The 17,614-nt window shown below is 60.7% G+C and carries 15 protein-coding genes; 5 read left to right on the forward strand and 10 right to left on the reverse strand.

Annotated elements, in window-relative coordinates:
- Window positions 1–101: 101 nt before the first annotated feature.
- From C1Y42_RS12065 to gcvA, 3 genes are all read right to left on the reverse strand, one after another.
- On the reverse strand, window positions 102–992 hold the full coding sequence (locus C1Y42_RS12065; RefSeq protein WP_021509560.1) for an oxidoreductase: 891 nt from the start codon (window positions 990–992) through the stop codon (window positions 102–104).
- A 19-nt stretch (window positions 993–1,011) separates the two neighbouring features.
- On the reverse strand, window positions 1,012–1,839 hold the full coding sequence (locus tag C1Y42_RS12070) for a DMT family transporter (RefSeq protein ID WP_104093550.1): 828 nt from the start codon (window positions 1,837–1,839) through the stop codon (window positions 1,012–1,014).
- Window positions 1,840–1,914: 75 nt separating this feature from the next.
- Window positions 1,915–2,820 (reverse strand): transcriptional regulator GcvA, encoded by a 906-nt coding sequence (gene gcvA, locus C1Y42_RS12075; RefSeq protein ID WP_104093551.1) that lies wholly within the window; start codon window positions 2,818–2,820, stop codon window positions 1,915–1,917.
- 272 nt (window positions 2,821–3,092) lie between these two features.
- Here gcvA and C1Y42_RS12080 point away from each other — a divergent pair, with 272 nt between their 5' ends.
- Window positions 3,093–3,794, forward strand: coding sequence for an OBAP family protein (locus C1Y42_RS12080; RefSeq protein WP_058758848.1), 702 nt, complete (start codon window positions 3,093–3,095; stop codon window positions 3,792–3,794).
- A 14-nt stretch (window positions 3,795–3,808) separates the two neighbouring features.
- Here C1Y42_RS12080 and C1Y42_RS12085 read toward each other — a convergent pair whose 3' ends face one another.
- The 4 genes from C1Y42_RS12085 to C1Y42_RS12100 are packed head-to-tail and all read right to left on the reverse strand — an operon-like array spanning window position 3,809 to window position 8,644.
- Window positions 3,809–4,588: an SDR family oxidoreductase gene (locus C1Y42_RS12085; protein WP_104093552.1), complete on the reverse strand. Its 780-nt coding sequence runs from the start codon at window positions 4,586–4,588 to the stop codon at window positions 3,809–3,811.
- A 10-nt stretch (window positions 4,589–4,598) separates the two neighbouring features.
- Window positions 4,599–5,678: a Xaa-Pro peptidase family protein gene (locus C1Y42_RS12090; protein WP_104093553.1), complete on the reverse strand. Its 1,080-nt coding sequence runs from the start codon at window positions 5,676–5,678 to the stop codon at window positions 4,599–4,601.
- The gene (locus C1Y42_RS12095) at window positions 5,671–7,314 is read right to left on the reverse strand and encodes a GMC family oxidoreductase (protein ID WP_104093554.1); all 1,644 of its coding nucleotides are present in this window, start codon (window positions 7,312–7,314) and stop codon (window positions 5,671–5,673) included. The genes C1Y42_RS12090 and C1Y42_RS12095 overlap by 8 nt, the downstream gene beginning before the upstream one ends.
- A 10-nt stretch (window positions 7,315–7,324) precedes the next feature.
- The gene (locus C1Y42_RS12100) at window positions 7,325–8,644 is read right to left on the reverse strand and encodes an MFS transporter (RefSeq protein ID WP_104093555.1); all 1,320 of its coding nucleotides are present in this window, start codon (window positions 8,642–8,644) and stop codon (window positions 7,325–7,327) included.
- A 207-nt stretch (window positions 8,645–8,851) separates the two neighbouring features.
- Between C1Y42_RS12100 and C1Y42_RS12105 the strand changes: the two genes are divergently transcribed.
- Window positions 8,852–10,024, forward strand: coding sequence for an ROK family protein (locus tag C1Y42_RS12105; RefSeq protein ID WP_104093641.1), 1,173 nt, complete (start codon window positions 8,852–8,854; stop codon window positions 10,022–10,024).
- A 102-nt stretch (window positions 10,025–10,126) separates the two neighbouring features.
- A complete protein-coding gene (locus C1Y42_RS12110; RefSeq protein ID WP_104093556.1) occupies window positions 10,127–11,563 on the forward strand; it encodes a sugar porter family MFS transporter in 1,437 nt (478 codons plus the stop codon).
- A gap of 61 nt (window positions 11,564–11,624) precedes the next feature.
- Here C1Y42_RS12110 and C1Y42_RS12115 read toward each other — a convergent pair whose 3' ends face one another.
- Entirely contained in the window at window positions 11,625–12,374 is a 750-nt protein-coding gene (locus C1Y42_RS12115) for an SDR family oxidoreductase (protein ID WP_104093557.1), read from the reverse strand.
- Window positions 12,375–12,518: 144 nt separating this feature from the next.
- Between C1Y42_RS12115 and C1Y42_RS12120 the strand changes: the two genes are divergently transcribed.
- Together C1Y42_RS12120 and C1Y42_RS12125 are read left to right on the forward strand one after the other, a co-directional pair.
- Window positions 12,519–13,424 carry a LysR family transcriptional regulator gene (locus C1Y42_RS12120; RefSeq protein ID WP_104093558.1) on the forward strand — a complete coding sequence of 302 codons (906 nt, stop codon included), beginning with the start codon at window positions 12,519–12,521 and terminating at the stop codon, window positions 13,422–13,424.
- Window positions 13,425–13,637: 213 nt separating this feature from the next.
- Window positions 13,638–14,501 (forward strand): DMT family transporter, encoded by an 864-nt coding sequence (locus C1Y42_RS12125; RefSeq protein WP_104093559.1) that lies wholly within the window; start codon window positions 13,638–13,640, stop codon window positions 14,499–14,501.
- 29 nt (window positions 14,502–14,530) lie between these two features.
- Here the strand turns inward: C1Y42_RS12125 and C1Y42_RS12130 are convergent, their stop codons facing one another.
- Together C1Y42_RS12130 and C1Y42_RS12135 are read right to left on the reverse strand one after the other, a co-directional pair.
- Entirely contained in the window at window positions 14,531–16,345 is a 1,815-nt protein-coding gene (locus C1Y42_RS12130; RefSeq protein ID WP_104093560.1) for a glycoside hydrolase family 15 protein, read from the reverse strand.
- Between the two features lie 74 nt (window positions 16,346–16,419).
- Entirely contained in the window at window positions 16,420–17,313 is an 894-nt protein-coding gene (locus tag C1Y42_RS12135) for an SDR family oxidoreductase (RefSeq protein ID WP_021509546.1), read from the reverse strand.
- Between the last annotated feature and the right edge of the window lie 301 nt (window positions 17,314–17,614).

Raw genomic sequence — 17,614 nt, forward strand, 5'->3', positions numbered from 1 at the left:
TATTTATCGCGCAACACATTGCGCCGCGATCAAAACCTGGCCGTTGTATAAACAATTCGCAGCATAGCTGTTTCTCCCCGCGCGTCAGGCAACCTATTTTATCAGCCCGGCCCTTCGCTGCCCGCTGCCAGCAGCGGCACCACGACATCGCTAATCGGCGTAGCAATAGCATGCTGACGGCCATAGCGCTGTACCACACCATTGCGGGTATCCCACTCCAGCGGGCGGTTGGCCTGGCGATCGGCGAGGATCGAGGTGCTCAGATCGGGCGGCGCGCGATGAAAGCCATCAATAATTTCCTGCGGCACGCTGTCGTCGAGCACCGCGCCGGCCGCGCGTGCCACCGTCAGGCACTCCTGTAAATAGGCTAATCCCAGCTGCGTGATATCGCCGCGGCTAAACATGCCGGCGCGACGGTTGGCCAGCACCATCAAACCGGCGACGGCATTTTGTAACAGCTTGCGCCAGGCGATGGAGAGAAAATCCGCGGCCAGTGCCACCTCACAGCGCGTATCGCGTAGCGCATCCACTACGCGCGCGGCCTGCGGCACATCCGGCAAGGTCAGGCGAGGCTGAGCGCGCAGCCAGACTGACGCATCCGGCTCGCGCTGCGCCGGAAACCACACCACCGAAGGTAATACCGTGGCGCCGTTGACGTAAGGCGCCAGCTGGCTCTGCTGCTCGACGCCATTTTGCAGCGCGCACACCACGGTTTTTTCATCACACAGGGTGGCCAGCCACGCGGCGCTGTCCGCGACCTGGGTGGTTTTAACCGCCACGAACAGCAAATCGCAGCGTTGTGTCACGTGCGAGACATCATGCAATACCGGACCAGGCACGCTGATTTCGCCCGCATCGTGGCGCAGCGTTAACTGGGCATGGGCCGTGCGGCCGCACAGCAGCGGGGTGCGCCCGGCTTCATGCAGTACCGCCGCGACGGTGGTACCAATTGCACCGGGGCCCAGCAGGGCGATTTTACAACGTTCAGACATACTGCCATCTCCTCATCGCTTAACCGATCATCAGCGTGCCGAGTGCAATCACCGCACACGCCAGCATTTTTCTTACCGTTAATGCTTCACCGAGAAACAGCGCGCCCAGCACGGCGGCAAACAGCACGCTGGTTTCACGCAGCGCCGACACCGCGCCCATCGGCGCTGCCGTCATGGCGTAAATGATGATGCCGTAGGCCAGCAGCGAAACCAGGCCACCCGCCGCGGCGCTCAGCACGCCCGGTCGCCACTGCAGCAGGCTTTTGCTGTCGCGCAGCGCGATGTAGACCGCCGGCATTAATATGCCCCACAAGCTGCACATCCACGCGGTATACGCAAACGCATTGCCGGCAACGCGCACGCCCATGCCGTCCACCACGCTGTACGCGGCGATAAAGGCACCGGTCGCCAGCGTGTAGCGCAGGCCCGGCAGCGCCAGTTTGCCGCCGCGCAGCGCCAGCGACACAATGCCAGCGGACACCAGCACGATGCCGCACAGCGTAGTAAAGGCGATGTGCTCGCCGGCAAACAGCGCGGCGGCGCAGGTCACCAGCAGCGGCGACGATCCGCGCGCAATCGGATAGGTCTGGCCGAGATCGCCGCTCTGGTAGCTGCGCACCAGGCACAGGTTATAGCCGACGTGCAGCAGCGCCGACAGCAGCGCATATTTCCAGCTGGCGCGCGCCGGCAGCGGCAGAAACAGCGTACTGAGCGCACACACCAGCGCGATCGCCACGCACATAATGGTCATTGACCACAGGCGATCGGATCCGCCGCGCAGTAAAGTGTTCCAACTGGCGTGCAGCAGCGCGGCGCACAGCGTTAAGACAATAATGTAATCAGGCATAGGCTGATGCTATGCAGCCGCAAATGGATTGGAAAGCGAAGATTTATCATTGCGCTATGAGTAAAAGCTCATGCTTTACTGATAATCCTGCTGCGCCTGACGTGATTCAGCGAGCAGCCAGCGACGAAAATCAACGATGTGCGGCTGGCTTTCAATGCCCTGCGGACAGACGAAATAGTAGGCGGCGGGCGAGGAAAACGCGACGCTGAACAGCCGCACCAGGCTGCCGTCGCGCAGCTCTTTTTCAACGTGACCGCTGCGCGCCAGCGCCACGCCTTGCCCCAGCAGCGCGGCTTCCAGCGTCATATTGGTGTCGGCAAAACGTACGCTCTCCTGTAAGGCATCCAGCGTCAGGCCGACCTGTTTAAACCAGATCTCCCACTTTGGCACCAGATCGGCGCCATCACGCATCAGCAGCGGGTAGCGCAGCAGTTCTGCCGGTTCCTGCGGTGTGCCGAAGCGCTGCAGCAGCGCCGGACTGGCAACCGGAAACAGCTGTTCACGAAACATAAATTCGCTGTGCAGCGCCGGATAATTGCCATGTCCAAAGCGGATCGCCACATCAGAATCCTGGCGCGAGAAGGTAATCGCATCATCGGTGCTTTCCAGCGTCACCAGGATTTCCGGGTGCTGGCGCGTCAGGTCCGGCAGGCGCGGCAACAGCCACTTCAGCGCAAATGAATAAGTGGTGTTTACGCGCAGCCGCACGCGGCCTTTCTGCTCGCGCAAGTCGGCTAAGGTGGTTTCCAGATTACTGAAAAACTCGCGCACAATCGGTGCCAGCGCCGCGCCGGCCGGCGTCAGACTCAGCGTTTTGCCGCGCTGAAAGAGCTGCACGCCCCAGATCTCTTCCAGGTTTTTGAGCTGATGGCTGACGGCGCTTTGGGTGATAAACAGCTCTTCAGCCGCGGCGGTAAAGGTCGGATGACGCGTCGCCACTTCAAACGCGCGCAGCATGGCGGTAGGCGGTAACTCTCTCATCAGTGCAGCCTTGTTTTATGAGCGTTCACTCATGATAGCGGAATCGTCTGTTTACTCACGAAACTTATTCACCCAGCCCCCAGCTTCGCCTCTCGGCCTGTCACTCTGCTAACAGTGGCCGACACATTCATCACTGAATCGGCGGGCAGCTGAGCGGCCTGATATTTACCGCGTGGCAGTTTTAATTCGCCGCCGGATATGGTTCCCGCTGCGCTCGCGTCCTGACGCTGATTAACTATGTTTATCACTCAATATAAGAATGGGGTGATGAAATGCGAAACCGTGTATTTAGCGCGCTGGCGTTATTGTTATTATCCGGCTGTGGCGCGAATAACAGCGCCTCGCCGGTTACGGCACCTGGTGCGCCGGTAGCGGGGAAAACCGCGCTGCTGGAGAGCGGGGCGGCGGCGTTGCAGTCGCGGCCGCCGATTGAGGCGATCAATACGTATCTGGATGGTTTTCATTATTACTGCGGAAATCAGCAGGGGCAGATGGAAGCCCATCACTACGTCACCATTCTTAATGACGATGTGATGCAGGCGGTTATTTATGACGGTAACAAAAAAGACGCCAAATTAATGGGCGTGGAATACATCATCAGCGAACGTTTATTTAAGCAGCTGCCGGCGCAGGAAAAGCAGTACTGGCACAGCCATCGCTATGAAGTGAAATCCGGTACGCTGATTGCGCCCGGCCTGCCGCCAGCCGCGGAGCACGCGCTGATGAGCAAAATTGTCAACACCTACGGAAAAACCTGGCACACCTGGCATACCGACCGCGATAAAACGCTGCCGCTGGGCGCGCCGACGCTAATGATGGGCTTTACCGCCGACGGTCAGCTCAATCCGGCGCTGCTGGCTGACCGCGATAAGCGCTTTGACGTCGATACCGCGACAATCCGCGCCGACCGCGCTGATATCGCCGCCCATCCGGTGGCGGCAGGTGCCGATCATTGCCGGCGCGTGCATCCGTAACCGGCGATTCCGCTTTACTCGTGATACATCTGGCTGCGCCCGCCGTCGATCAGGATATCAGTGGCATTGATAAAGCGCGCCTCGTCGCTGGCGAGAAACAGCGCGGTGTAAGCCACTTCATCCGGCTCGCCGATGCGTTTACACGGCAGCAGCGTCGCCTGACGCGCGCGCTCGGCCTGCGGATCCGGACAGCTCGCCAGCCAGGCTTCAGCGGCTGGCGTCATGATCAAACCGGGCGAAATACTGTTTGCGCGGATGCCCTGCGCGGCGTACTCCACGCCCAGAGAACGCGTCAGGCCGATCAGCCCGTGTTTAGCCACCGGATAAGGGAACGCGCCGGGAATGATTTTGTGCCCGTGCACCGAGGCAACGTTAACGATGTTGCCATACTGACGTGCCAGCATCGCCGGCAGGACGCTGCGTATCAGGTTGTAAGGCCCTTTCAGATTGGTGTCCATGCAGCGCTGCCAGTCATCCTCGTCCAGCGTCAGCGGATCGCGAAAAACGTTTACGCCAGCGCAGTTGATCAGGATATCAATATCTCCCAGCGCCTGCTGCGCCTGCTGTACCGCGCGGCTAACCTGCTGCGGCTGCGTGACATCGGCTGCGCAGGCCAGACAGCGCTGGCCGGACTGCTGCTGTAGCTGCGCCGCCAGCGCTTCGCTGCTGTGTGCGTCGCGATCGAACAGCGCCAGGCGGGCGCCTTCGCGCGCAAACAGGGTGGCGATGGCGCTGCCGATGCCGCTGCCGGCACCGGTAATGATGGCGGTTTTATTGGCTAAACGTGGGGACATAGTCGCTTCCTTATGAGGATGTCGGGAGAATCAGCCAGTCGGCCAGCTCTAAGGTATTATCACCTCGCTGCAGGCGAATCAGCGGCCAGCTGTCGCTGCGCGTGAGCGGCGACAGCCCGCTGCGGCTGAGCAAAAAAGTGTCTTCGCTTTTCACGCCGCTCAGCGTCGGGTTCCACGCCACGGCGGTGTCGGGCTGCACCTCACCGCGACTCTCCGGGGTGATAATCCAGTCGCGACAGCCATAGCCGGCCGGACCGCCCTGATGATGATCGCGCCACGCCTCAGCGTGACCGTGGCGTTGATAAGCCTGAGTGATGTCGGCAAAAACCGCTGACCAGCTGCGCTGCACCTGGGTGGCATACAGCATATCGGCGTGGATCTCCGCCAGCGTCACAATGCGCTGGCGCAGCGCCGCGTCGGGTTCGCCGAGATGCACCAGGCGCGTCAGGCTGACATGCAAACCGTGCCGTTCGGCACCGAGGGTGATCAGCATCATGCGCTGCAGCGTTTTGTGCGTCGGCACCGGATGTTTAAATGCGGCGATGCGCTCATCGGCGGCCACCAGCGTGCACATCGGGCGAATGCCGCGCGCCAGACAGCCGGCGGCAATGTCGGCTTCGACCTGCCATTCGCTGACGCCCGCGCGCAGCTGGCGCGCCACCGTTTCGACAACCTGCGCCGTCTCCTGTCCCAGCGTGCGAAAGCGCTGCTGTTCCGCTGCGCTCAGCCCCTGGCGCAGCGTAATCATCTGCGGCTGGATATCGCTCAATCCTGCCATGGGCGTATCGCTGCCGATATTGCCCGCCGGCAGCACGCTGCTCAGCGACTGGTACCACGGATAGTGCCGGGTCGCACAGCTGAACGGCAGCGGCTCTTCGGCCAGAATGCGCGGTAGCTCATTGTCCGGTGCCAGCAGCAGCACGCTGTCGCGGCCAATCAGCAGGCTGGCAACGCCAGTCTCGGCGCGATCCACTACATAATAGCTGGCCCCGTCGGTCAGCCAGGCGATGTTATCGCGGCGCGTCAGCAATACTGCATCCAGCTGCCAGTGTGCCAGCGCCTGTTGCAGGCGCGCCAGTTTGTCACTCATACACGGCCTCCTTGTGCTCGACAAGTTGTGACTGCAGAACCAGCTCCGCAGCGCGATGCGCCACGGCCATCACCACCGCATTGGTGTTGCCACTGATAGTATTCGGCATCATCGAGGCATCCACCACGCGCAGCCGCTGTACGCCGCGCACGCGCAGGTCGTCGTGCAGCACCGCCAGCGGATCGTCATCGTGTCCCATGCGGCAGGTGCCGACCGGGTGATAGCCGGTTTTCACCATGCGCCGGCAGTGGGCGCCAATCGCTTCATCACTGGTGACTTCCGCACCAGGGAAGATCTCCTGATCGACCATCTCGCGGATGGGCGCGGCCGCCAGCACCTGACGCGCAAAGCGAAAACCGGCGAGGGTGCGGGCTAAATCGTCCGGATGGCCGAAAATCTGCGTATCGATCACCGGCAGGCTGCTGGCGTTGTTATCGCGCAGCGTGACTTCACCGGTGGCTTTAGGGCGCAGCAGCAGGGAGTTCACCGTGACACCGTCACCGGGATCGGCACCCATTACATCGCGATCGAGATATACCGTTGGCACGCAGAACATCTGAATGGTGGGCGTCGCCGTGAAATCGAGCGGATCGAAAAAGGCGCAGGTTTCCACGCCGGTGGTAGTCACCGGGCCGCTTTTGAACAGCAGATATTGCAGTCCGGCTTTGACCATCGGCCAGCCGCGATCCTGGCCGTAGTAGCCAAACGCACCGCGCGTGCTGGCAACCACCGGTACTTCGTAATGGTCCTGCAGGTTTTTACCCACGCCCGGCAAGGCATGGCGCACGGTAATACCGTGTTGTTTCAGCTGTTCCTGCGGACCGATGCCGGAGAGCATCAACAGTTTTGGCGTCTGATAGGCACCGGCGGCCAGAATCACTTCGCGGCTGGCGCGCGCCTGTTGCGGCTGGCCATCCTGACGATAGCGCACGCCGCTGGCGCAGGTGCCGTCAAACAGCACCTCTTCAACCTGCGCACCGGTGACCAGCGTCAGCCGTGCGTCATGGCGCAGCGGGTTGATAAACGCATCGACCACGCTGCAGCGTTGCCGCGTCTGACCGTCGATGGTGTGCTGCATGAAGCCGACGCCAGACGGATTGCCGCTGTTAAAATCCGCCGTGTAGGGAATACCCAGCCCCTGCAGGGTTTTGACATAGGCGCGGCTCAGCGGACTGAAGTGGCCGAGATGCGACACTTTCATCGGGCCGCCAACGCCGTGATTGGGTGCGCCGAGGTGATCGTTATCTTCGATGGCGGTAAAGTGCGGCAGCAGCGCCTCCCACGACCAGTCGATGCCCTGATGACCCAGCGCCTGGTTCCAGTCGGCGTAATCCTGTTTATGACCGCGCATGTAGACCATGGCGTTGACAGTCGAACCGCCGCCCAGCACTTTGGCCTGCGGCACGATCACGCCGCGTCCGTTGAGCTGCGGCTGCGCTTCGGTTTGATGCATAGTCAGAAACCGGTCGCTGGCGAGAAACTTCATATAGCCGGCGGGCATTTTCAGCACCGGATGGTATTCGTCGCGCCCGGCCTCCAGCAGCAGCACGCGCGCATTTCCTTCGCTGACCAGGCGCGCGGCAACGATACAGCCCGCGCTCCCGCCGCCCACCACAATGTAATCGTACTCTTTCATAACGCTCCGTTTACTCCGATGCGATGGAATCTAACCGGCGCAGGCGCTGCGCCGCCGAGTTGTGCTGCTCGCCCGGATCGAGCGGACTGAGCAGATAACGCCACGAGATAAACGCACTCACCAGATACAGGAAGGCGTAGCCCCAAACCACCCCGAGTGTGCCGAGCAGCGCATTGATTGCGCCGTACAGCGCCGGACCGAAGAAGGTGGACAAACCGGCGGCGAAGCAGTAAATCGCCATGGAGTTACCTTTGTCCTTCGGCTGGCACAGCGAGGAGAACAGCGCGGCGGCGGGCACGTAGCCGCACAGCGTGATGCCGTACAGGCACGCGCAGATCACGCTGAGCACAAAGCTGCCGTGGCTCCACTGCGGCACAAAGTACATCAGCAGCATCGAGACACCGGAGCCGAGGCCGCCGAACACCGTCAGCACTTTGCGCCAGCCGATGCGGTCGCTCAGCTTGCCGACGATGGGATTAAAGCTCATGCCCACCAGTCCCATGATGGTGATCAGGCTGAGGTATTCGGTCTGGGAAAAGCCAATCTGTTCGGTGAAAAAGCCCGGCAAAAAAATAAAGAAGCCGAAGTAGGGCGTGGTGTTGATGATGCGCACCACTGCCGCGGCAGCGATGCGCGGCTCACGCCACAGAATATCGATGCCGCCCATCAGCGTGCGCAGCGTGCCCTGCTGACGATGTTCGGCATCCAGCAGCGACTGATAACCGCTGCGCTCTTTCAGCGCCAGCAGCATCACCAGCAGACCGATCGCCACCAGACCCAGTGACAGCCAGAAGGTGGCGTATTCGCCCACCAGGCGGATAGAGAAGATCGCTACCAGCGAACCGAGCGTCGGCAGCCCGCCGGTAAATGCCAGCCAGAACCAGCCGGTGGCGGAGCCGCGCATCTCCGCCGGGGCCGCCGACTGAATCCACACCAGAAAGGCGTAGGCAAACATCGGATAAGCCACGCCGCGCAGGCCATAGGTTAGTGCCAGCAGCAGCACGCTGTGCGACGGCAGCGCCACGGCCAGGAACAGCACTTCAAACACAATCCAGATCAGGCCGCCCGCCAGCATCACTTTACGCGGGCCGATCAGCGTTGACAGCGAACCGGCCAGCCATGAGCCCAGCGTGACGGTGACGCCGTAAAAGGCGATTACCCAGGCAGCGATATTCAGGGAGAAGCCGTTTTCGTGCAGATAGGGCGCGAGATAGTTGGACTCGACGCCGTCGCCAATCATAAACAGCAGGACTGCCAGATAGCCCCAGGCCAGCGCGGGCGGAATGCCGAGGCGGATCAGCCACGGATGGGTTGCAGGTGATGTTGTCATTATGTTTTCTCTGTAGGGTTGGTGTCAGCACAGCCAGATAAAGCGTTCGCCCGGCATTATCAGAACGTTTTTTACCGGAATAGCGCGAACAGGTTGTTATGAGCAGGGACTCTAAAGCACGGCAGGCGCGCAGGATGGCGCAACCATCACAGAAGTCAGTAAACACTGTTTAGTAAGATGAGCGCGGATGAAGCGAAAGGAGGCCGCGTGAAAACCGTCGGACTGAATAATTTCCAGGTGCGTAAGCACAACAAAGCGCTGTTTATGCAGCTGATGTGGCGTCATAAACGTCTGAGCAAATCGCAGCTGGCGCAGCTCAGCGGCCTGACCATTCCGGCGGCCAGCAAGATTTTGCAGGAGCTGCTGGAGCAGGGCCACGTGCAGCACTCCAGCGCCACGCTGAGCACGCGCGGCAACAGTAACGGCAGTTTTCAGCTGCCAGCGCAAGGCGCGTGGACGCTGTGCCTGTGCGTCAAGCCGACCAGCATTGAACTGCAGCTGGCGGATGCGCAGCTGGTGGCGCAGGGCGACTATCAGCAAATCAGCATCAACGCGCAGACGCCAGAGCAGCTGCTGGCGGAGATTGAAACGGTGTGGCGCGCGACCTGTAAACGCTGGCCGAAGCGACAGATTAATCTGGCGCTGGCGGTGCACGGGCAGGTCGATCCGGTAACCGGCGTCTCGCAGCATATGCCGCAGGCGGCGTGGCGCAGCCCGCTGCAGCTGAAGTTTCTGCTGGAGGAGAAGCTGGCGGTTGACGTCCGCGTCGATAACGACTGCGTGATGCTGGCGCTGGCGGAAAAGTGGCTGAACCGCAATGCGCTGGCCGAATTCTGCGTCATCAATGTCGATTACGGCATCGGCTCATCATTTATCATCAACGGCGAGATCTTTCGCGGCAACCTGTACGGCAGCGGGCAGATTGGCCACACCATTATTGATCCGCACGGGGAGCGCTGTAACTGCGGACGGCAGGGCTGCCTGGAGACGGTCGCCTCGCTCAGCACGCTTAAGCGGCTGGCGCATCAGCGCGCGCCGCAGGCGGTGCAGCCCACCAGCCGTCAGCTGCTGGCCGCCTGGCAGGCCGGCGAGCCGTGGATTGTCGAGTGGGCGCAGCGCAGCGCGGAAGCCATCGGCATGAGTCTGTACAATTTCCTTAATACGCTGAATATCAATCAAATCTGGCTATACGGTCGCAGCTGTACTTTTGGTGAGAGCTGGCTGCAGACCATCGTGCACCAGATTGATTTCAACCCCTTCGATCCGCGCGATGCGCTGAAAAGCAAAGCCACCAACGTGCATTTTGGTCAGCTTGACCGCGCCCGACAGGTCCTCGGCATCGGTTATCTCTATGTCGAGGCCGATCCCGGTACGGCGTAGTTTACTAAACTCCTGTTACTAAAATCTGTGAGGGCCTGAACTTTCACCCTGCAGTATCGGTGGTGTGATAGCCGCACTTTGACCCTGGTGCGGAGAGTGGCCGTGAACAATCATCAACATCTGAATATGCGTTACGTGTGGAGCATCTGTCTGGTGGCAGCCTGCGGCGGTTTGCTGTTTGGCTATGACTGGGTGGTGATTGGCGGGGCCAAACCCTTCTATGAGGCCTGGTTCAACGTCACCGATCCGGCGGCATCCGGCTGGGCGATGAGTTCGGCGCTGGTGGGCTGCGTGTTTGGCGCGCTGGTGTCCGGCTGGTCAGCGGACAAGCTGGGGCGGCGGCTGCCGTTGATCGTCGCCGCACTGCTGTTTGTGGTGTCGGCGATCGGCACCGCGCTGGCCAGCAGCTTTACGCTGTTTGTCTGGTGGCGCATTCTCGGCGGCGTCGGCATTGGTATCGCCTCGGCGCTAAGCCCGATGTACATCGCGGAGATCAGCCCGGCAGACAAGCGCGGCAAGTTTGTCGCGGTTAACCAGCTGACAATCGTTATTGGCGTGCTGGCGGCGCAGCTGGTCAACCTGATGATTGCCGATCCGGTCGTCGGCGCATCAACCCATGCGGCGCTGCGTGAAACCTGGAACGGTCAGGTTGGCTGGCGCTGGATGTTCGCCTCGGCTGCCGTGCCGTCGCTGGCGTTTCTGCTGCTGATGATGTGGGTGCCGGAATCACCGCGCTGGCTGATGCTGGTGGGCCAGCCGCAGCGCGCGCTGGCGATGCTGAATAAAATTGGTTCGCCTGCTTATGCGCAGCAGACGCAGCGCGAGATTGCCCGCGCGCTGGAACAGGATCGCCAGCAAACGCGCGCCCGCGCCGGCTCGCTGCTGGCTCCGCGCACGCTGCCGATTGTCATCACCGGCATCGTGCTGGCGATTTTCCAGCAGTGGTGCGGTATCAACGTGATTTTCAATTATGCGCAGGAGATTTTTGCTTCGGCTGGTTTCGATATCAACGGTACGCTGAAGTCGATCGTGGCCACCGGCCTGATCAATTTGCTGGCAACAGTGCTGGCGCTGCCGCTGGTGGACCGGCTCGGTCGCCGCAAACTGATGCTGATCGGCGCCGGAGGACTGACGCTGTGTTATGCACTGATCGCCGGTGCCTACACGCTGGGCATCACCGGCTGGCCGGTGCTGATTCTGGTACTGGCGGCGATTGCGGTTTATGCGCTGACGCTGGCACCGGTCACCTGGGTGCTGCTGGCGGAAATTTTCCCCAACCGGATTCGCGGTCTGGCGATGTCCGTCGCCACGCTGGCGCTGTGGATTGCCTGTTTTGTGCTGACTTATACCTTTCCCATCCTCAATGCCGGACTTGGTGCAGCGGGCAGCTTTATGCTGTATGGCGTGATTTGTGCGGCGGGCTTTGTCTTTGTGCTGCGTCGCGTGCCGGAGACCAAAGGCATATCGCTGGAGCAGCTGGAGCAGCAGCTCACCGCTGGCGAGCCGGCAGCGGTGGCAGGTGAGCATTCGCTGCGTTAACCGCAGCCATGCTTCAGGCAGAAAGCCGGTGCGCCGGGCGGCGCACCGGTACAATACCCGCTTACACCTGCGCCATACCGCCATCGACAAACAGTTCGGCTGCATTAATAAAGCTGGCGGCGTCGGAGGCGAGAAACGCCACCACCTTGCCAATCTCTCCCGGCTCACCCAGACGACCGAGCGGTACCTGCGCGGCTAGCGCATCGAACAGCCCCTGGCGCTGATCTTCCGGCACCAGGCCGCCTAAGCCTGGCGTCTGTACCGGGCCAGGGCTCACCACGTTAATGCGGATGCCGCGATCTTTCACGTCCAGCGCCCACGAGCGGGCAAAGTTACGCACCGCCGCTTTACTGGCGCTGTAAACGCTGAAGCCCGGCGTACCCTGAATTGCGGCGGTGGAGCCGGTGAGAATCACCGATGCCTTATCGCTCAGCAGCGGCAGCGCTTTCTGCACGGTGAACATCACGCCGCGGACGTTGGTGCTGAAGATACGATCAAAATGTTCTTCTGTGATGGCCCCCAGCGGCAGCATGTCGCCGCCACCGGCGTTGGCAAACAGAATATCCAGCCGGCCGGCCTGGCGCGCAATCTGCGCATAGACGGCGTCGAGATCGCTTAACTGTGCCGCATCGGCGCGAATGCCGGTGGCGGTGGCGCCGATGCTGGCGACGGCTGCATCCAGCTCAGCCTGACGACGACCGGTGATAAACATGCGTGCGCCCTGTGCCGCCAGTTCCTGAGCAGTGGCGAGGCCAATACCGGAGGTGCCGCCGGTCACTAAAGCAATTTTGTCTTGCAGAATCAGGTTCATAGTATGTACTCCACAGTTGATCAGGTTAAGTGGTGACGGCCTTGCCGTCGCTGAAGTGCACTGTAGCGCTGCCGCTTTTACGGATAAATGGTGTAAAATCGAAAGGACTATTTCTCTGGGTGGATAATCAGGTTAGGGGTAACAATGGATCAATTGCTGGCAATCCGGGCGTTTGCCCGCGTGGTCGAGGCAGGTAACTTTACCCGGGCGGCCAATTCACTGGATATGCCTAACGCCACCCTGAGTAAGCTGGTGCAGGAGCTGGAAGCGCATCTCGGCGTGCGTCTGTTGCAGCGCACCACGCGCCGGGTCACGGTGACGGCAGAAGGGCGCGATTACTACGAGCGGGCGCTGCGCATCGTGCGCGATCTGGAAGATATCGATTGTGCGTTCAATAGCGTCACGGCAAAGCCGCGCGGTCAGCTGCGTATGGATATCGGCGGTTCAACGGCGCGTGATGTACTGCTGCCGGCGCTGCCCGATTTTGTCGCCCGGTTTCCCGACATCACCCTGGACCTTGGCGTGTCCGATCGCACCGTGGATCTCATCAGTGATAACGTGGACTGCGTAGTGCGCGGCGGTCCGCTGAGCGATTCGTCACTGGTGGCACGGCACTTAGGCAATGCGCAAATGATCACCTGTGCCACGCCCGGCTATCTGCGGACCTACGGCATTCCGGCGTATCCGCAGGAGCTGAACAATGGCCACCGCATCATCAGCTATCTGTCGCCGCAGAGCGGGCGCGCGTTTCCGCTGCGCTTCCGCCACGGCGAAGAGCGAATCGAGGTCAAGACCGCGCATCGCGTTGGCGTCAATGAGAGCAACGCGCACCTTGCCGCGGCGGTGGCGGGTCTGGGCATCATTCAGACGTTCCGTTACGCTGCGGCCGCGGATTTGCAGGCCGGACGGCTGGTGGAGATCCTCGCCGACTGGCGTCCGTCCGACTATCCGTTCCACGTGGTTTATCCGCAAAGCCGCCATCTCACCCAGCGCCTGCGGGTACTGATCGACTGGCTGCGTGAGGTGTTTCCGCAACGGCTAAATGGATGACAGGGTGTAAACAATCTGTTAACGTTTGGCCTCAACCCCATGCTACAGGCGCGTTTATGACACTCTCTGCTGATTCCGCATCGTCATCTGACTTTCGCCTGTATGCGCCTTGCTGCCCGCCACCTCCGGTACGCGTTGTGATTCGCTAAGTATCGAACTTCCTGCGCCTCGCTAAGCGAGCGCGCTAACAACGTTTGTTTCAGGAGCAATGCTATGCGTTCTTCTTCTTCGCTGACTTCGCAGGCAGCGACGTCAGGCTTTGTGCTGCTGTGGGGCAGCGCAGCCATTTTCTCGCGTCTCGGGCTGGATAATGCCTCACCGCTGGCACTGCTGGTGGTGCGTTTTAGCATCGCGCTGGTCGCACTGTTGCTGGTGGGACTGTTTCGCCGCCGCTGGCTGCCGCAGCCCGGTACGCGCCCGCGCGTGATGCTGACCGGCCTGGTGTTGATCGGCGCTTATTCGCTGTGTTATTTCCAGGCGATGGCGGAGGGCGTGACGCCAGGGCTGATCGCCACCATCATGGGCATCCAGCCTATCCTGACGCTGTGCCTGGTGGAGCGGCGTCTGCCGGGCAGGCGGTTGCTGGGCTTAACGGTCGCGCTGGCGGGGCTGATACTGCTGGTGTGGCGCAGTCTGGCGGCGTCGCAGCTGCCGCTCAGCGGCGTGCTGTTTGCGCTGGCCGCGCTGCTGTGCATGACCTTCGGTGCCATCATGCAGCAGCGGGTGACGCAGCATCCGGCGCAGGTGCTGCCGCTGCAGTACGGCGTGAGTTTACTGCTGTGCCTGCTGTTGCTGCCGGTTAAACCGTTTTATGTCAGCTTCACGCTGCATTTCTGGCTGGCCGCGCTGTTCCTCGGCGTGATGATCTCCGTGGTGGCCCAGCTGCTGCTGTATCGCTTACTGAGCGCGGGCAGTATCGTTAACGTCACCAGCCTGTTTTATCTGGTGCCGGTGATTACCGCGCTGCTCGACTATCTGCTGCTGGGTAACCGACTGCCGTGGCTGAGCCTGCTGGGCATGGCGGCGATTCTGGCGGGTATCCTGCTGGTGTTTCGTGCGCCACAGCCTTCACGTTAACATCATGCCCCGCCAGCCGGCGGGGCATTTCAGCCATGATCGGTCAGCGCCTGTGCGGCGCAAATTAATGCCAGATGGCTGAGGCCCTGCGGCATATTGCCGCGCCATTCGTCACTGCGCACATCAAACATTTCGTTGAAAGTTTCCACGTTGCCGCGCTGGCACAGTTTGCCGAGAATCTGCTGCATGGCGTTCTCGGCGCGCGTGCATTCTCCCAGCGCCGCCCAGGCTTCCACCAGCCAGAATGAGCAGGCGATAAAGGTGCTCTCTTCCTGTTCCGTGCCGCTGTAGCGATACAGCATGGCGCAACCGTGTCCCAGTTCCTGCTCAATGGCACGGTAGGTGGCCTGCATACGTGCCGGGTTGACGCGGCTGCCATAGGGATGCACCAGCGCCAGCGCAGCGTCCAGCCTGCCGTTGCTATCGGGATAAAATTCATACGACTGTTTCTCTTCGTTCCAGCAGTGCGCTTCAATCCAGCTGCTGATGCGGTCGCGCTCGCGCTGCCAGCGTTTCAGCCAGGTCGGTTCAATGTGGCGCGCTTCGGCCAGCGCCACGGCACGGTCGAGGGCCAGCCAGCAGGCCATCTTTGAATGCGTATAGTGCTGCTGCTCCGGCAGTTCCCAGATGCCGCTGTCTTTCTGACGCCATAAATCGGCACAGTGGTTAGCCAGCGCACCCAGCATGCGTGAGGTGGCTAAGTCCAGCACGTGCCCGGCGCGAATAAACAGCTCGGCGGTCGCCAGCATATCGCCGTACATGCTCAGCTGCAGCTGGTCGCGGGCGTTGTTGCCCACGCGTACCGGCTGGGAATGATGATAGCCACGCAGCGGCACGAAGCGTTCGGCAGGCACTTCGTTGCCCTCCAGCGTGTAGCAGGTGCGCAGCGCGGTGCCGTGGCGGATAATGGTTTTCGACAGCCAGGAGAACGCCGCTTTACAATCTTCCAGCGCACCGAGAAAAACAAAGGCTTTGATGATCAGACAGGCATCGCGCACCCATGCGTAGCGGTAGTCATAATTCTTCTCTCCGCCAATGCCTTCCGGCAGCGAGGTAGTGGCTGCCGCCGCCAGCGCGCCGGTGGGGGAATACCATAAAAATTTCAGCGACAGCGCCGAGCGGCGCACGTGCTCAGCAAAGCGCCCCTGATAGCTCAGGCTGCGGGTCCAGTCGCACCAGGCGGTATGGCTGGTTTCGATGCGGGTATCGATCGCCTCCAGCGGCGGCACCGCCAGCGGTTCGCGCTCGGTGACCAGCAACGCCACCAGCGATCGACTGCCCTCTGCGGTGCGTAGCGTGGCGCAGATTTGCTCATCGTCACGCTGTTCGATCTGCCAGTCCTCGCTGGTGCGCAGCATCGCCAGCAGATCGCCAACGTGGTAGACGTCGCCCTGTTCAGTGCTGTCCTGCCACGGCGATCGGGTTTCGGCAACGGTGCCAAAGCGCAGCGTCAGGCGCAGCGTCACTTCGCCGTCAACGCCTTCCACGCGCCGCGCCAGCTCACTCCACGGCAGACGGCCTGCCAGCGTGCTGTTTAGCGATTCGGTCAGCAGTACGCTGCCGTTATCGGTAAAAAAGCGGGTTTCCAGTACGTTGCTGTCAGCACGGTAGGCGCGTTCGGTACGATAAGGGGCATCAGGTTCGATCTGGAAAAAACCGCCGATCTCGGGATCGAGCAGGCGGTCAAACAGCGGGGCGGAGTCAAGGTTGGGCGCGCACCACCAGTCAATCGCGCCGTCGGGCGCGATCAGCGCCACCGACCGGCCCTCGCCGATGGCCGCGTAGTCACCGAGACGCGCGAAGCCCCGTTCGCGCACCGGCGACTGGAACGTTTGATTATTCATGGATCTTCCCTGTCAGCAGAAACGGCAACGTGGCCGCCTGCTGGCAGCCACGTAATACGGGTGGAATTCCCCGGTCAGACGGTACCGGTACCGCCATCGGAGCACCACACCTGACCTGAGGTGAAGCTGTTGGTGGTTTCAGCGAAGGTCACGTACAACGGTGCGATTTCAGCCGGCTGACCCGGACGCCCCAGTGGCGCGCTGGCACCAAACTTCTCGATTTTTTCCTGCGGCTGACCGCCGCACACCTGCAGCGCGGTCCAGTACGGTCCTGGTGCTACAGCATTGACGCGAATTTGCTGCTCGCCCAGCTGCTTCGCCAGCGCTTTAGTAAAGGCGGCGATCGCGGCTTTGGTTTGCGCATAATCCAGCAGAATGGCGCTCGGTTCATACGCCTGAACCGACGAGGTATTAATAATGGATGATCCGGCAGGCAGATATTCCAGTGCCGCTTTGGTGATCCAGAACATCGCATAAACATTGGTCTTAAAGGTGGCGTCAAAATCTTCCGTTGAGAGCGTACGGATAGACTCATTAAATTGCTGGCGACCGGCGTTATTCACCAGAATATCCAGGCCGTCGAGTTTTTCTGCTGCCTCTTTTACCAGCTGCTGGCAAAAAGATTCTGAGCGAATATCACCGGGAATAGCCACCGCTTTACGGCCTTCCGCTTCGATTAATTGCACCACTTCAGCGGCGTCCTGCTCCTCTTCCGGCAGGTAGTTGATCGCCACGTCTGCCCCTTCACGGGCATACGCAATGGCTACCGCGCGACCAATACCGGAGTCGCCACCGGTAATCAGCGCCTTGCGCCCGGTTAAACGGCCAGTGCCGCGATAGCTGGTTTCACCGTGATCGGGACGGGGTTCCATCTTACTGGCTAATCCCGGAATGGGCTGATGCTGCTTTTTGAATGGCGGCTTTGGATATTCCTGGGTAATCAGCGTTTTGTTAGTAAATGAAGTCATACCTATCTCCTTGTACAGTGGAACGTGTAAATTAAGCCTGGCAGAGATGTGATATTTGTCACGTCAAAAAATAAGCAGTCGCGATTTATTAAAGCGGGACGGGCGTAACTGAAATGATATTTTTAGTTACAAAATCACTAACGTAATGATTATTTTAGCGCTGCGTAAGCTGTGCGCATTATTAAGCGAATCGGTCTGCTTGCGGGATAAAGATTTGTTCCTAAGCTCTATGCATAACTTTACATAATAACCGGCGCTGGCCGGCCCGAATATTTATGAGCGATGGCTTAAACGAGGCGTT

Origin of the sequence: Pantoea sp. ICBG 985, assembly GCF_002928365.1 — a bacterium.
Classification (GTDB): domain Bacteria; phylum Pseudomonadota; class Gammaproteobacteria; order Enterobacterales; family Enterobacteriaceae; genus Pantoea; species Pantoea dispersa.

Bases quoted from the DNA above. Each gene is read 5' to 3' on its own strand.
- C1Y42_RS12065 (WP_021509560.1), bottom strand. From the start codon at position 992: ATGTCTGAACGTTGTAAAATCGCCCTGCTGGGCCCCGGTGCAATTGGT.
- C1Y42_RS12070 (WP_104093550.1), bottom strand. From the start codon at position 1,839: ATGCCTGATTACATTATTGTCTTAACGCTGTGCGCCGCGCTGCTGCAC.
- gcvA (WP_104093551.1), bottom strand. From the start codon at position 2,820: ATGAGAGAGTTACCGCCTACCGCCATGCTGCGCGCGTTTGAAGTGGCG.
- C1Y42_RS12080 (WP_058758848.1), top strand. From the start codon at position 3,093: ATGCGAAACCGTGTATTTAGCGCGCTGGCGTTATTGTTATTATCCGGC.
- C1Y42_RS12085 (WP_104093552.1), bottom strand. From the start codon at position 4,588: ATGTCCCCACGTTTAGCCAATAAAACCGCCATCATTACCGGTGCCGGC.
- C1Y42_RS12090 (WP_104093553.1), bottom strand. From the start codon at position 5,678: ATGAGTGACAAACTGGCGCGCCTGCAACAGGCGCTGGCACACTGGCAG.
- C1Y42_RS12095 (WP_104093554.1), bottom strand. From the start codon at position 7,314: ATGAAAGAGTACGATTACATTGTGGTGGGCGGCGGGAGCGCGGGCTGT.
- C1Y42_RS12100 (WP_104093555.1), bottom strand. From the start codon at position 8,644: ATGACAACATCACCTGCAACCCATCCGTGGCTGATCCGCCTCGGCATT.
- C1Y42_RS12115 (WP_104093557.1), bottom strand. From the start codon at position 12,374: ATGAACCTGATTCTGCAAGACAAAATTGCTTTAGTGACCGGCGGCACC.
- C1Y42_RS12120 (WP_104093558.1), top strand. From the start codon at position 12,519: ATGGATCAATTGCTGGCAATCCGGGCGTTTGCCCGCGTGGTCGAGGCA.
- C1Y42_RS12125 (WP_104093559.1), top strand. From the start codon at position 13,638: ATGCGTTCTTCTTCTTCGCTGACTTCGCAGGCAGCGACGTCAGGCTTT.
- C1Y42_RS12130 (WP_104093560.1), bottom strand. From the start codon at position 16,345: ATGAATAATCAAACGTTCCAGTCGCCGGTGCGCGAACGGGGCTTCGCG.
- C1Y42_RS12135 (WP_021509546.1), bottom strand. From the start codon at position 17,313: ATGACTTCATTTACTAACAAAACGCTGATTACCCAGGAATATCCAAAG.